Raw genomic sequence first — 13,601 nt, 5'->3', positions numbered from 1 at the left:
GTCAGGCTCCCTTGTCTGGAGTCGGTTGGGATGGAGAGGCCGGAACCAGCGGCGCGCTGCCGGCGGCGACCACGTCAAGCACCAGCCCATGGCGGGCGGTAACCACCACCGGCGTGCCGCGTGCCAGCGGGGTGGCGCTGCGCACGCGCCAGGTTTCGCCGCGCAACGTGGCCCAGCCTTCCTCGCGCAGGTCGTCCAGCAGTTCGCCGCGGGCGCCGACCAGCGTGTCGGCACCGCTGACCACCGGGCGCCTGCGCGAGCGCACCAGCATCGCCGACATGCCGAACACGAACACCGCCGACAGCGCCGACATCGCCGCCACCATCGGCAGCGGCACGCCGAAGCCGGGCACGTCGGTGTCGATCAGCATCACCGCGCCGAAGGCGAAGGCGATGATGCCGCCGACACCGAGCGCGCCGAAGGTCGGCAGGAACAGTTCCGCCACCATGCAGCCGATGCCGAGCGCCACCAGCGCCAGCCCGGCGTAGTTCACCGGCAGCATGTGCAGCGCGAACAGCGCCACCAGCAGGCAGATCGCGCCGGCAATGCCGGGCACCACCATGCCCGGCGTGGAGAACTCGAAGATCAGCCCGTAGATGCCGATCATCATCAGCAGCAGCGCCACGCTGGGCTCGGTGATCACGGCCAGGAAACGGCTGCGCCAGTCGGGCTCCAGCGTCACTACCGGGGCATTGGCGGTATGCAGCACGTTGGCCTTTCCGCCGGCGGCGGTGAGCTTGCGGCCATCGGCCTGCCGCAGCAGCGCGGGCAGGTCGGGGGCGACCAGGTCGACCACGCGCTGGGCCAGCGCTTCGTCCGCCGACAGGCTGACCGACTCGCGTACCGCGCGCTCGGCCCATTCGGCATTGCGTCCGCGCAGCTGCGCCAGCCCCCGGATATAGGCCGAGGCATCGTGCATCTGCTTGCGCGCCATGGTGTCGCCCGACGCGGGCTCGCTGGCCGGCGCCGAGGCGGGGCGGGCGCCGGGCAGGGACTCAGGCTTCTGCGGCCCCCCAATCCCGACCTGCACCGGCGTGGCCGCGCCCAGATTGGTGCCCGGCGCCATCGCCGCGATATGGCTGGCGTAGAGGATGTAGGTGCCCGCGCTGGCCGCGCGCGCACCGCCGGGATAGACATAGCTGGCCACCGGCACCGGCGAGGCCAGGATCGCCTGGATGATCTCGCGCATCGACGCGTCGAGCCCGCCGGGGGTGTCCATCTCGAGCACCACCAGCTGCGCGCCGGCCTCGTGGGCCCGCGCCATGCCGCGCAGGATAAAGCTGGCGCTGGCGGGGCCGACCGCACCCTGCAAGGGGATCACGTACACCGGCGCGGTGGCAGTGGCGGTGCCCTTGGGCGGCGCCGCCATGCCGCTGCCGCCGAAGGCAAGCGCGCAGCATGCCAGCGCCAGGCTGGACAGCAGCCGGAAGGCCCGCAGCAACGCGGTGGCAGGGTTCATGGCAGGGCGAGGCACGCAGGGTGCCGTGGTGGCGCCACTTCAAGTGTAGGCCACCGGGCACATCTTGCACGCCGGGTCCCGGCCCGCGGCTCAGGCCGCCGCCAGCGCGGGGCCGGCCGTACCGGGAGACCCGGGCGACAAGTTGGGCAGGGCGTCGACCAGGGCATGCAGCGCGGCGCTGGCCATCGACGGCTGCCAGGCCAGCAGCGTGCGCACGCGGCCCGCCGCGCCCAGGCTGTGCTGCCGGATGGCCGGCAGGTCGCGGTACAGGCCCAGCACGGAGCACGGCACGATCGCCGCGCCGATGCCGGCCGCCACGCAAGCGACGATGGCATGGTAGGAGCTGAGCTGCAGCACGCGCGGCGTCGGCACCTCGGCCCCCACATACCAGGTCTCAAGCCGCGCGCGGTAGTTGCAGCCGGGCTCGAACGCCAGCAGCGTCGGCACCTCGAGGTCCGCAGCGCTGCGCACCGGGCCATGGTGGGCGCGCGTGATCACCACCAGTTCTTCCTCGAACACCGGCACCGCGCGCAGTGCCGGGTCGGCCAGCGGCTCGGCCACGAAGGCACAGTCCACCTCAAAGCGCGCCAGCGCATCGAACGCCTGCCGCGTGGCCAGCGTCACCAGTTCCAGCTGCACCTCGGGCCAGGCCTGGTGATATGCGGCCAGCACCTGGGGCAGGCGGCTGGCGGCGGTGCTTTCCATCGAGGCGATGCGCAGCCGGCCGTGCGGACGGGCCGGCAACACCGCCTGGCGCGCCTCGTCGGTCAGGGTCAGGATGCGGCAGGCGTAGTCGAACAAGGTCTGCCCCGGCGGGGTCAGCACCATGCGCCGCCCATCGCGCACGAACAGCTCGACGCCCAGCGACTGTTCCAGCTGGCGGATGCGGGTGGTGACATTGGACTGCACCCGGTGCAGCCGCTCGGCCGCGCGAGTGATGCCGCCGGCTTCGACGACGGCGCGGAAAATCTCGAGCGCGGCAAGGTCCATGGCGGGGGCTCCGGGTTATCCATCTGAAATCAAGATGCCTGGCATCTCGATAATTCATTTTTCGGGATGCTGATGGCAGCGTAGCATACAGGGATCGCAATGCAACCGCTGCCCCCCACAGCCCTCGCTCATGCCGACGCCGCACCGCCTCGAGTCCCAGCACCCTGCCGCGCCAGTGGCGGCCGCCACGCCGGCGCGCCGGGAAGCCGGCCCGGTAGCGGTGGCGCTCGCCGGACTGGTATCGCTGGCGGTGGTGATGGGCATCGGCCGCTTCGCCTTCACGCCGCTGCTGCCGATGATGTTGCATGACGGCATCGTCACGCTGGACCAGGGCGGCTGGCTGGCCACGGTGAACTACATCGGCTATTTCGTCGGCGCCGCGGTGTGCCTGTTTATCCGGCCGGATCCGGTACGCATGGTGCGCTGGGGCCTGGTGGCCACGGTGCTGCTGACGCTCGGCATGGCCATGCCCGGTGGCATGCAGGCATGGTCGCTGTGGCGCGCCGCGGCGGGCGTGGCCAGCGCCGTGGTGATGGTCTACACCGCCGGCTGGTGCCTGCAGCGGCTGGCCGAGCTGGGCCAGCCCGAACTGGCCGGGCTGATCTTCTGCGGCCCGGGCCTGGGCATCGTGGTCACCGGGCTGGGCGCATCCGGCATGGTCGGCGCGGGCTGGCATGCGGACCATGGCTGGCTGGCATTCACGGCGCTGGCGGTGGTGCTGGTGGCTGCGGTCTGGCGCATCTTCATCGCGCCGGCCGCCGTGGCGGCTTCGGCATCGGCACCGTCCCCGGACGCCGCCGCTGCCGGCGCCGCGCGGCTCGACGCCCAGACCTGGGTGCTGACCCTTGCCTACGGCCTGGCCGGCTTCGGCTACATCATCACGGCGACCTTCCTGCCTGTGATCGCGCGTGAAGCGCTGCCCGGCACGGTGTGGGCCGACCTGTTCTGGCCGATCTTCGGCGCGGGCGTGGCGGTGGGCGCGTTCCTGGCGACGCGGATCGGCATGGCGCACGACAACCGCAAATTGCTGGCGCTGCTGTACGGCATGCAGGCGCTGGGCGTGGCGATCGCGGTGGTGTTCCCGAGCGTGGCCGGCTTCGCCCTCAGCAGCCTGCTGGCGGGGCTGCCCTTCACCGCGCTGGTGGCGTTTGCGATGCGCGAAGCGCGACGGCTGTGGGGACCGCACGCACCACGGCTGATGGGCCTGATGACCGCGTCCTACGGCCTGGGCCAGATCGCCGGCCCGCCGCTGGCGACCGCGCTGGTGGCGCGCACCGGCGGCTTTGCCGCATCCCTGGCATGCGCCGCGGCGGCGCTGGCGCTGGGCGCGCTGGTGTTCGCGTGGATGCGCCGGGCCTGGCCGCTGGCAGCACCCTGAGAGCCACCGGAGCCCAGGCGTCAAGGTGCGCTAAAGTATTGCCTTTGCCGCCCGGCGCCACGCGAGCGGTTGCGCGCCCTCCGTGCAGCCCGCGGCGCCGCACAGAAGGCCGGGGCCGTACCCGGCACGCCAGACCGGGCGGCGCAGGAGCGACCCCATGTCTTTTGCCTTGCAGCCCGCGCGCGCCGCGGGCGCTTCCCATCCCGTCTCAGCCGAAGAGCAGCGCGTGCGCGTCGACCTGGCGGCCGCCTATCGCCTGGCCGCGCGCGAGGGGTGGGATGACCTGATCTACACCCATATCTCGGCCACGGTGCCGGGCGAGCCCGATCACTTCCTGATCAATCCGTTCGGCTTTGCCTTCGACGAGATCCGGGCCAGCGACCTGGTCAAGATCAACGGCCGCGGCGAAGTGGTCGGCGAAACCGTGCACCCGGTCAACGTGACCGGCTTTGCGCTGCACGCCGCGGTGCATGCCGCGCGCGCCGACGCGATGTGCGTGATGCACCTGCATAACACCGCCGGCATCGCCGTGTCGGCGCAGGCGGCAGGGCTGCTGCCGCTGTCGCAGCACGCCATGCGTTTCCATGGGCGCATCGCCTACCACGATTATGAGGGCCTGGCCTTCACCCCGGCCGAGGGTGCGCGGCTGACCGCATCGCTGGGCACGCATCCGGCCATGCTGTTGCGCAACCACGGAACGCTGACCGTGGGCCGCACCGTGGCCGAAGCCTATGTGCTGATGGCGACGCTGATCAAGGCCTGCGAAGTCCAGATCGCGGCGCAGGCGGGCGGCGCGCTGGTGCAGCCCGATGCCGCCGTGGCGGACAAGACCTCGGCGCAGCTGTACGACGATGGCGCCCTCGAGGGCGTGCTGGAATGGCCCGCGCTGCTGCGCAAACTGGATAGAATCGATCCTTCCTACCGGGACTGAACGGGGCAAAGGTATCCCCACCGGACGACAACAATCAACACAGCACAGGAGCAATGTATGCCGACTTTCCACGTCGAAATGTTTGAAGGCCGCACCATCGAGCAGAAGCGCAAGTTTGTCGAGGCAGTGACCCGCGTCAGCTGCGAAACGCTGGGCTGCTCTCCGTCGGCGGTCGACATCATCATCACCGACATCAAGCGCGAAAACTGGGCCACCGGCGGCGAGCTGTGGGCCGACAAGAAGTAAAGCGCCCGGCCGCCTCACACTGAACCCCATGCAGCACTTCGCCTCCGACAACTACGCCGGCTTCTGCCCGGAATCGCTCAAGTATTTCCTGGAAGCCAACGGCAGCGGCCATGAGCAGGCCTACGGCGACGATAGCTGGACGCAGAAGGTGTGCGACCGCATCCGCGACCTGTTCCAGACCGATTGCGAAGTGTTCTTCGTGTTCAACGGCACGGCGGCCAACTCGCTGGCGCTGTCGGCGCTGTGCCAGTCATACCACTCGGTGATCTGCCACGAGCTGGCGCATATCGAGACCGACGAATGCGGCGGGCCGGAGTTCTTCTCCAACGGCTCCAAGCTGCTGACCGCGCCCGGCGAGCACGGCAAGCTCACGCCCGACGCGGTCGAGGCGCTGGTCACGCGCCGCGCCGACATCCATTACCCCAAGCCCAAGGTGGTGTCGCTGACGCAGTCGACTGAAGTTGGCACCGTCTACAGCGTGGAAGAGGTGCGCGCGATCGCCGCCATCGCCAAGCGCCGGCAGTTGCGCGTGCATATGGACGGCGCGCGCTTTGCCAACGCGGTGGCGTCGCTGGGCGTGCATCCTTCGGAAATTACCTGGCGCGCGGGCGTCGACGTGCTGTGCTTCGGCGGCACCAAGAACGGGCTGCCGGTGGGCGAGGCGGTGGTGTTCTTCGACCGCCGCCTGGCCGAGGACTTTGCCTACCGCGTCAAGCAGGCCGGGCAACTGGCGTCGAAGATGCGCTTTATCTCGGCGCCGTGGCTGGGTTTGCTCGAGAACGACGTGTGGCTCGCCAACGCGCGCCATGCCAATGCGATGGCGCAGCTGCTGCAGCAGCGCATCCGCGAGATTCCGGGCGTTCGCATCATGTTCCCGACGCAGTCCAATGCCGTGTTCGCCGAACTGCCACTGCCCGCGATCGAGGCGCTGCGCGCCAAGGGCTGGCGCTTCTACACCTTTATCGGCGCCGGCGGCTGCCGCTTCATGTGCGCCTGGGACCTGCAGCCGCAGACGGTCGAGGCGCTGGCGGCCGACATGCGCGCGGCGTGCGGCGCCTGACTGGCGCACCATACCTGCGCCCAACCTATAACGACGAGACATCTTCAGGAGCCCCCCATGCAATACCGATTCTGCCCGCAGTGCGGCGCGCCGCTGGAGGTGCTGCCGCTGTCCGGGCGCGAACGCCATGCCTGCGTGCAGCAGGAATGCGGCTTCGTGCACTGGAATAACCCGCTCCCGGTGCTGGCAGCGGTGGTCGAGTACCAGGACAAGCTGCTGCTGGCGCGCAACGCGGCGTGGCCCGAGAAGATGTTTGCGCTGGTGACGGGCTTCCTGGAGCGCGACGAGCCGCCCGAGCTGGGCGTGGCGCGCGAACTGAAGGAAGAAACCAACCTCGATACCGAGTCGGTTGCGCTGATCGGGGTCTACGAGTTCATGCGCAAGAACGAGCTGATCATCGCCTATCACGTCAAGGCCACCGGCACCGTCGAACTGTCCGAGGAACTGGCCGAATACAAGCTGGTGGCGCCCGAGGACGTGCGCGTATGGACGGCCGGGACCGGCTTTGCGGTGGCCGACTGGCTGGCCGCGCGCGGCTACCCGGTGCGCTTCTTTGACCGCCAGAGCGGCGCTGACATTCCGGACCCGCGCCGCCCCCACGACTTCAGCCAGGTCGGGGCTTCGCTACAATACCGCTGGTAAGGCCGGTGTTCCCGCCGGCCCCCCGCCCCCAGGCATCAAAGGAAGAGACGAATGGAGTTCCAGAAAGAAGTGGATGCGCGCGGCCTGAACTGCCCGCTGCCGATCCTGCGCACCAAGAAAGCCCTGGCCGACATGGCCAGCGGCGACGTGCTCAAGGTGCTGGCCACCGATCCCGGCGCCACGCGCGATTTCCAGGCCTTTGCCAAGCAGACCGGCAATGAGCTGCTGTCGCACTCGGAAGTCGACAAGGTGTTCGTGTTTTACATGCGCCGCCGCTGACCGGCGGCAGGTGGGTCCGCACCGGGCGGGCCTGGACGAAGAAAAAGCCGCTTGAAGCGGCTTTTTCTTCGTCCGGCCTGTGCCGGTCGGCAGGGCGGTCAGCGGCCAATGCCGGTCAGGTGCTCGCGTGATTCCAGGTAGGCGCTGAAATCGGTGCCGACTTCGGGGTGCTTCAGCGCGAACTCCACGGTCGCCTTCAGGTAGCCCAGCTTGCTGCCGCAGTCATAGCGGCGGCCCTGGTAGCGGTACGCCAGCACCTGTTCCTGGCCGAGCAGCGACTGGATCGCGTCGGTCAGCTGCAGCTCGCCGCCGGCGCCGGGCTTCAGTTCGCGCAGGTGGTCGAAGATGCGCGGCGTCAGGATGTAGCGCCCGACCACGCCGAGGTTGGACGGCGCGTCTTCCGGTGCCGGCTTCTCGACGATGCCCGAAACCTTGATCACATCCTCGTCCCACTCGCGGCCGTCGATCACGCCGTAGGACCGGCTCTGGTCGGGGGTGATTTCCTCGACGCCCAGCACCGAGCAGTTGTAGTGGTTGAAGGCATCGACCATCTGCTTCATCACCGGCGGCTTGCCGTCGATCAGGTCATCGGCCAGCATCACCGCGAACGGGGTGTCGCCCACCAGCTTGGCCGCGCACAGCACCGCGTGGCCGAGGCCCAGCGCTTCAGGCTGGCGCACGTAGTAGCACTCCACGTTGGCCGGCTTGATCGAGCGCACCACGTCCAGCAGCGCCTGCTTGTTCTTGGCTTCGAGCTCGACCTCCAGTTCGAAGGCCTTGTCGAAATGGTCCTCGATCGCGCGCTTGGAGCGGCCGGTGACAAAGATCATCTCGGTGATGCCGGCGGCCATGGCTTCTTCCACGGCGTACTGGATCAGCGGCTTGTCCACCACCGGAAGCATTTCCTTGGGGCTGGCCTTGGTGGCTGGCAGGAAGCGGGTGCCCAGGCCCGCAACCGGGAACACAGCCTTGGTGACGCGATTTTCCATATCAGGTGTACCTCTCAGATTCCAGTCCATAACCCTGCCAGCCAGCGTGGGCGCCGTCTGTCCGGTTCTGTCCGACGATGTCGCACAGAACCCCACGGCTGGCGGGGACGTGATGCAGGCCGCCTGACTGACCTTTGGTCAGGCCGGCAGCCGCTGCAACTGGCCCTGCAGCTTGGCCAGCGTCTGCTCGAAATCGGACAGGCGCTGCGTCTCTTGCGCCACTACCGCGGGCGGTGCCTTGGCGACAAAACTCTCGTTCGACAGCTTGGCGCGGCACTTGCCGATTTCGCCACCGATGCGTTCGACTTCCTTCGACAGGCGCGCGCGCTCGGCGGCGATATCGATCTCGATCTTCAGCAGCAGGTGGTTGCCCCCGGCAATGGCGACCGGCGCACCGGCGCCTTCCGCTTGCAGGGTGGCTTCATCTTCGAAGACGCGCACCTCTGAAAGTTTCGCCAGCGCCTGGATATGTGCGCTGGCCGCCTTCAGGAAGGCGCTGTCGCCCTGCGCGTACAGCGGAATGCGCTGCGCCGGCGAGATGTTCATTTCGCCGCGCAGGTTGCGGCAGGCGTCGATGACTTCCTTCAGGCGCGCGACCCATTGCTCCGCATTCTCGTCGATCTTGGCAACGGCGGGCAGCGGATACGGCTGCAATGCGATCGTTTCCGCACCATCGGCGCTGGCGCGGCCGGCCAGCGGGGCCACCTTCTGCCACAGTTCCTCGGTGATGAACGGGATGATCGGATGCGCCAGGCGCAGCACGGTCTCGAGCACGCGCAGCAGCGTGCGGCGGGTGGCGCGCTGCTGGGCCGGGGTGCCGTTCTGGATCTGCACCTTGGCCAGTTCCAGGTACCAGTCGCAGTACTCGTCCCAGACAAACTTGTAGATGGCGTTGGCGATATTGTCGAAGCGGTACTCGGCAAAGCCCTTTTCGACGTCCGCCTCCACGCGTTGCAGCAGCGACACGATCCAGCGGTCGGCCTGCGAGAAATCGAGGTAGCCGTCCGGGCCGCAGTCCTGGTTGCACGGGCCCATGCCGCAGTCATGGCCCTCGGTGTTCATCAGCACGAAGCGGGTGGCGTTCCACAGCTTGTTGCAGAAGTTGCGGTAGCCCTCGCAGCGGCCGGTATCGAAATTGATGTTGCGGCCGAGCGTGGCCAGCGACGCAAAGGTAAAGCGCAGCGCGTCGGCGCCGAAGGCCGGAATGCCGTCGGGGAATTCCTTCTTCGTCTTCTTCTCGATCTTGGGCGCGTCCTTGGGCCGGCGCAGGCCAGTGGTGCGCTTCTTCAGCAGCGTGTCGAGGTCGATGCCGTCGATCAGGTCGACCGGGTCGAGCGTGTTGCCCTCGGACTTGCTCATCTTCTTGCCTTCCGAATCGCGCACCAGGCCGTGCACGTAGACGGTATGGAACGGCACCTTGCCGGTGAAGTGCTTGGTCATCATGACCATGCGCGCCACCCAGAAGAAGATGATGTCGTAGCCGGTGACCAGCACCGACGACGGCAGGAAGTGCTTCAGCTCCGGCGTCTCCGCGGGCCAGCCCAGCGACGAGAACGGCACCAGCGCCGACGAGAACCAGGTGTCGAGCACGTCTTCCTCGCGGCGCAGCGCGCCGGTGCTGCCGGCGGCGCGGGCCTTGGCGAGCACTTCCTCTTCGGTGCGGCCGACGAAGCAGTTGCCGGCGTCGTCGTACCATGCCGGGATCTGGTGGCCCCACCACAGCTGGCGCGAGATGCACCAGTCCTGGATATTGCCCAGCCACTGGTTGTAGGTGCTGATCCAGTTCTCCGGCACCAGCTTGATCTCGCCGCTCTGCACGGCTTCGAGCGCCACCTCGGCGATCGAGCGGCCGGGGTAGAAGGTGCCTTCCGGCGCCGGCTTGCTCATCGCGACAAACCACTGGTCGGTCAGCATCGGCTCGATCGCGCTGCCGGTGCGCTCGCTGCGCGGGGTCATCAGCTTGTGCTTCTTGACGTCTTCCAGCAGGCCCTGCTTGTCGAGGTCGTCGACGATGGCCTTGCGCGCCTCGAAGCGGTCCAGGCCGGCATAGGCGGCCGGGGCGTCGGCAACGATCTTCGCGTCCAGCGTGAGGATAGACAGCTGCGGCAGGTCGTGGCGCAGGCCCACCGCATAGTCGTTGAAGTCATGGCCCGGCGTCACCTTGACCACGCCGGTGCCGAACTCGCGGTCGACGTACTCGTCGGCAATCACCGGGATCTGGCGGCCGGTCAGCGGCAGGTGCACCGACTTGCCGATCAGGTGCGCATAGCGCTCGTCTTCCGGATGCACCATCACCGCGACGTCGCCCAGCATGGTCTCGGGACGGGTGGTGGCCACGGTCAGGTGGGTCAGGCCGCCTTTGGCGTCAGCCTCGACCAGCGGATAGCGGATGTGCCACAGCGAGCCTTCTTCCTCGACGCTGTCGACTTCCAGATCGGACACCGCGGTGCCCAGCACCGGATCCCAGTTGACCAGGCGCTTGCCGCGGTAGATCAGCCCCTGTTCGTACAGCCGCACGAACACTTCGGTGACCGCCGTCGACATCTCCGGCGACATCGTGAAGTACTCGCGGCTCCAGTCGATCGACGCGCCCATGCGCCGCACCTGGCGAGTGATGGTCGAGCCCGACTCTTCCTTCCAGGCCCACACCTTCTCGGTAAACTTTTCCCGGCCCAGGTCATGGCGCGACACGCCCTGGCCCTCCAGCTGGCGCTCCACCACGATCTGCGTGGCGATGCCGGCGTGGTCGGTGCCCGGCACCCACAGCGTGTTGGCGCCGGCCATGCGCGCATGGCGCGCCAGGCCATCCATGATGGTCTGGTTGAAGGCATGGCCCATATGCAGCGTGCCGGTCACATTGGGCGGCGGCAGCTGGATCGCGAAGTCCGGGCGGGCGGGGTCGAAGGTCGGCTGGGCGATGCCGCGCTTCTCCCACTCGGGGCCCCATTTCGCCTCGATGGCGGCGGGTTCGAAGCTCTTGGCAAGCGATTGGTCTTGGGCGGTCATGCTGGGATGTCGAGGTTGGCGTCTGGATGCGTCGCAGGTGCGGTGGCCTGCGCCTGGCTGCCGCTTGCAGCCGACGATGGCCGGCCTGGCGCCAGTGAAACGCCAAATTATACGGGGGCGGGCGGCCGGTGCCTATTTCGTGGCCGGCCGCCGCCGCGCGCGAGCGGCGAGGGGACCGTCGGCGGCGCGCCGGATGTGACTGATGGAACAGGGCCCCCCGGTATAATTGCGGCGACTCCACTAGGCCCTTCCGATGTCCGACCTGCTCGCCAACCTGAACGCCGAACAACTAGCCGCCGTCACCCTGCCTGACGAACCGGCGCTGATCCTGGCGGGCGCGGGCAGCGGCAAGACGCGCGTGCTGACCACGCGCATCGCCTGGCTGATCCAGAACGGCCGTGTCTCGCCCGCGGGCATCCTGGCGGTGACCTTTACCAACAAGGCCGCCAAGGAGATGCAGTCGCGGCTGTCGTCGATGCTGCCGATCAACACCCGCGGCATGTGGATCGGCACCTTCCACGGCCTGTGCAACCGCATGCTGCGCGCGCATTTCCGCGACGCCGGGCTGCCGCAAACCTTTGCCATCCTGGACAGCCAGGACCAGCTCTCGGCGCTCAAGCGGCTGCTCAAGTCGCTCAACGTCGACGACGAGAAGTACCCGGCCAAGAACCTGCAGTACTTCATCAACAACGCCAAGGAGCAGGGCCTGCGCCCGGCCGATGTCGAGGCCAACGACGACTTCAACAAGCGTTTCGTCGACCTCTACGCCGCCTACGACATGCAGTGCCAGCGCGAGGGCGTGGTCGACTTCGCCGAGCTGCTGCTGCGCTGCTACGAACTGCTGCGCTACAACGACGCCATCCGCCAGCACTACCAGCACCGCTTCCGCCATGTGCTGGTCGACGAGTTCCAGGACACCAACGTGCTGCAGTACCAGTGGCTCAAGCTGCTGGCCGGCCACGGCACGCAGAACCCGGCGGCGGTGTTTGCCGTGGGCGACGACGACCAGAGCATCTATGCCTTCCGCGGCGCCAACGTCGGCAACATGCGCGACTTCGAGCATGAGTTCCGCGTGCGCCGGATGATCAAGCTGGAGCAGAACTACCGCTCGCACGGGCATATCCTCGATTCGGCCAACCACCTGATCTCGCACAACGCGCGCCGCCTGGGCAAGAACCTGCGCACCGACGCCGGCCACGGCGAACCGGTGCGGGTGTTCCAGGGCGGCACCGACGGCCAGGAAGCGGCCTGGATCATCGAAGAGATCCGCGACCAGATCGCGCAGGGCGCGAGCCGCGCCGAGATCGCCATCCTGTACCGCAGCAACGCGCAGTCGCGCGTGATCGAGCACGCGCTGTTCTCGGCCGGCATCCCGTACCGCGTCTATGGCGGCCTGCGCTTCTTCGAGCGCGCCGAAATCAAGCACGCGCTGGCCTACATGCAGTTGCTGGAAAACCCCCGCAACGACGCCGCCTTCGGCCGCGTGGTCAATTTCCCGGCGCGCGGCATCGGCGCGCGCTCGCTCGAAGTGCTGCAGGACATGGCGCGCCAGTACGACTGCGCCTTGTCCGAGGCGGTGGCGTACGTGCCCGGCGCGGCCGGCAGCAAGCTGGCGGCGTTCGCGCGCCTGATCGACGCGATGCGCGAAGAAACGCGCCGCCTGACGCTGCCCGAGACCGTCGAGTACGTGATCAACAACAGCGGCCTGATCACCTACTACCAGGGCGAGAAGGAAGGCCAGGACCGCATCGAGAACTTGCAGGAACTGGTGACCGCCGCGCAGGCCTTCGTGACGGAAGAGGGCTACGGGCTCGACGCGCTCGCCGCGGTGATTCCGGCCGACCGCACGCCCGCCGCGCCGGCGCTGGCCGCGGGCGACCAGGCCCAGCAACTGCTCGACCCCGAGGCGTTGCCGGTGGTGATGACGCCGCTGGTCGCGTTCCTGACCCACGCCTCGCTCGAGGCCGGCGACAACCAGGCCCAGGCCGGCCAGGACGCGGTGCAGATGATGACCGTGCACGCGGCCAAGGGGCTGGAGTTCGACGTGGTCTTCATCAGCGGGATGGAAGAAGGGCTGTTCCCGCACGAGAACAGCATGATGGATCCCGACGGCCTGGAGGAAGAACGCCGGCTGATGTACGTGGCCATTACGCGCGCGCGCAAGCGGCTCTACATGTCGTTCGCGCAAAGCCGCATGCTGCACGGCCAGACCCGCTACCACGTGCGCTCGCGCTTCTTCGAGGAACTGCCCGAGCCCTCGCTCAAGTGGCTGACCCCGCCGGCGCAGAGCTACGGCGGCGTGCGCCGCCAGGAGCGCGACAACGCCTGGGGCCGCGACTGGTTCCGCAAGCCCGAGGACGTGCCCTATACCGGTACCAAGCCTACCGGCGGCATGGACAACGGCAACGGCTATGCCGATGCCAAACGCGAGGCCGGCACCGGCTTCCGCGTCGGCCAGTCGGTGTTCCACAACAAGTTCGGCGAAGGCGTGATCACGGCGCTGGAAGGCGAGGGCGCCGATGCGCGCGCCAACATCAACTTCAAGCGCCACGGGGCCAAGTGGCTGGCGCTGTCGGTGGCGAAGCTGGACACGATCGACTGAGCGCGGTCCGGCTGCGCCC

The 13,601-nt window shown here is 68.3% G+C and carries 11 protein-coding genes; 7 read left to right on the top strand and 4 right to left on the bottom strand.

All coding sequences use genetic code 11. The annotated features are described in order from the left end of the window. Position 1: 1 nt before the first annotated feature. Together ACOCMH_RS28560 and ACOCMH_RS28555 are read right to left on the bottom strand one after the other, a co-directional pair. Positions 2–1,459 (bottom strand): NfeD family protein, encoded by a 1,458-nt coding sequence (locus ACOCMH_RS28560; protein WP_427310663.1) that lies wholly within the window; start codon positions 1,457–1,459, stop codon positions 2–4. A gap of 90 nt (positions 1,460–1,549) precedes the next feature. Continuing rightward, the gene (locus ACOCMH_RS28555) at positions 1,550–2,449 is read right to left on the bottom strand and encodes a LysR substrate-binding domain-containing protein (RefSeq protein WP_427310661.1); all 900 of its coding nucleotides are present in this window, start codon (positions 2,447–2,449) and stop codon (positions 1,550–1,552) included. 130 nt (positions 2,450–2,579) lie between these two features. Here ACOCMH_RS28555 and ACOCMH_RS28550 point away from each other — a divergent pair, with 130 nt between their 5' ends. The 6 genes from ACOCMH_RS28550 (at position 2,580) to ACOCMH_RS28525 (ending at position 6,985) form a co-directional block, all read left to right on the top strand. Continuing rightward, positions 2,580–3,827: a YbfB/YjiJ family MFS transporter gene (locus ACOCMH_RS28550; RefSeq protein WP_427310659.1), complete on the top strand. Its 1,248-nt coding sequence runs from the start codon at positions 2,580–2,582 to the stop codon at positions 3,825–3,827. A 157-nt stretch (positions 3,828–3,984) separates the two neighbouring features. Further along, on the top strand, positions 3,985–4,758 hold the full coding sequence (locus ACOCMH_RS28545) for a class II aldolase/adducin family protein (RefSeq protein WP_427310657.1): 774 nt from the start codon (positions 3,985–3,987) through the stop codon (positions 4,756–4,758). Between the two features lie 57 nt (positions 4,759–4,815). Next, a complete protein-coding gene (locus ACOCMH_RS28540) occupies positions 4,816–5,004 on the top strand; it encodes a 4-oxalocrotonate tautomerase (RefSeq protein ID WP_111521985.1) in 189 nt (62 codons plus the stop codon). A 28-nt stretch (positions 5,005–5,032) separates the two neighbouring features. Beyond that, positions 5,033–6,064 (top strand): threonine aldolase family protein, encoded by a 1,032-nt coding sequence (locus ACOCMH_RS28535; RefSeq protein ID WP_115704169.1) that lies wholly within the window; start codon positions 5,033–5,035, stop codon positions 6,062–6,064. A gap of 57 nt (positions 6,065–6,121) precedes the next feature. Then, positions 6,122–6,706 carry an NUDIX domain-containing protein gene (locus ACOCMH_RS28530; RefSeq protein WP_427310654.1) on the top strand — a complete coding sequence of 195 codons (585 nt, stop codon included), beginning with the start codon at positions 6,122–6,124 and terminating at the stop codon, positions 6,704–6,706. A gap of 51 nt (positions 6,707–6,757) precedes the next feature. Continuing rightward, positions 6,758–6,985 (top strand): sulfurtransferase TusA family protein, encoded by a 228-nt coding sequence (locus tag ACOCMH_RS28525; protein WP_010813669.1) that lies wholly within the window; start codon positions 6,758–6,760, stop codon positions 6,983–6,985. A gap of 98 nt (positions 6,986–7,083) precedes the next feature. Here the strand turns inward: ACOCMH_RS28525 and galU are convergent, their stop codons facing one another. Then, positions 7,084–7,974: a UTP--glucose-1-phosphate uridylyltransferase GalU gene (gene galU / locus ACOCMH_RS28520; RefSeq protein WP_171516024.1), complete on the bottom strand. Its 891-nt coding sequence runs from the start codon at positions 7,972–7,974 to the stop codon at positions 7,084–7,086. Positions 7,975–8,112: 138 nt separating this feature from the next. After that, entirely contained in the window at positions 8,113–10,980 is a 2,868-nt protein-coding gene (locus ACOCMH_RS28515) for a valine--tRNA ligase (protein WP_427310651.1), read from the bottom strand. Between the two features lie 253 nt (positions 10,981–11,233). Here ACOCMH_RS28515 and ACOCMH_RS28510 point away from each other — a divergent pair, with 253 nt between their 5' ends. Further along, positions 11,234–13,582 carry a UvrD-helicase domain-containing protein gene (locus ACOCMH_RS28510; protein WP_427310649.1) on the top strand — a complete coding sequence of 783 codons (2,349 nt, stop codon included), beginning with the start codon at positions 11,234–11,236 and terminating at the stop codon, positions 13,580–13,582. The last annotated feature ends 19 nt before the right edge of the window (positions 13,583–13,601 follow it).

The sequence above is a fragment of the Cupriavidus sp. H39 genome, assembly GCF_050271075.1.
Lineage (GTDB): Bacteria > Pseudomonadota > Gammaproteobacteria > Burkholderiales > Burkholderiaceae > Cupriavidus > Cupriavidus necator_B.
The sequence above is the reverse complement of the archived record's forward strand: the minus strand, read 5'-3'. Positions and strand labels throughout refer to the sequence as shown.

Coding starts and splice junctions, on each gene's coding strand:
- ACOCMH_RS28560 (WP_427310663.1), bottom strand. CDS start 1,459: ATGAACCCTGCCACCGCGTTGCTGCGGGCCTTCCGGCTGCTGTCCAGC.
- ACOCMH_RS28555 (WP_427310661.1), bottom strand. CDS start 2,449: ATGGACCTTGCCGCGCTCGAGATTTTCCGCGCCGTCGTCGAAGCCGGC.
- ACOCMH_RS28550 (WP_427310659.1), top strand. CDS start 2,580: ATGCCGACGCCGCACCGCCTCGAGTCCCAGCACCCTGCCGCGCCAGTG.
- ACOCMH_RS28545 (WP_427310657.1), top strand. CDS start 3,985: ATGTCTTTTGCCTTGCAGCCCGCGCGCGCCGCGGGCGCTTCCCATCCC.
- ACOCMH_RS28540 (WP_111521985.1), top strand. CDS start 4,816: ATGCCGACTTTCCACGTCGAAATGTTTGAAGGCCGCACCATCGAGCAG.
- ACOCMH_RS28535 (WP_115704169.1), top strand. CDS start 5,033: ATGCAGCACTTCGCCTCCGACAACTACGCCGGCTTCTGCCCGGAATCG.
- ACOCMH_RS28530 (WP_427310654.1), top strand. CDS start 6,122: ATGCAATACCGATTCTGCCCGCAGTGCGGCGCGCCGCTGGAGGTGCTG.
- ACOCMH_RS28525 (WP_010813669.1), top strand. CDS start 6,758: ATGGAGTTCCAGAAAGAAGTGGATGCGCGCGGCCTGAACTGCCCGCTG.
- galU (WP_171516024.1), bottom strand. CDS start 7,974: ATGGAAAATCGCGTCACCAAGGCTGTGTTCCCGGTTGCGGGCCTGGGC.
- ACOCMH_RS28515 (WP_427310651.1), bottom strand. CDS start 10,980: ATGACCGCCCAAGACCAATCGCTTGCCAAGAGCTTCGAACCCGCCGCC.
- ACOCMH_RS28510 (WP_427310649.1), top strand. CDS start 11,234: ATGTCCGACCTGCTCGCCAACCTGAACGCCGAACAACTAGCCGCCGTC.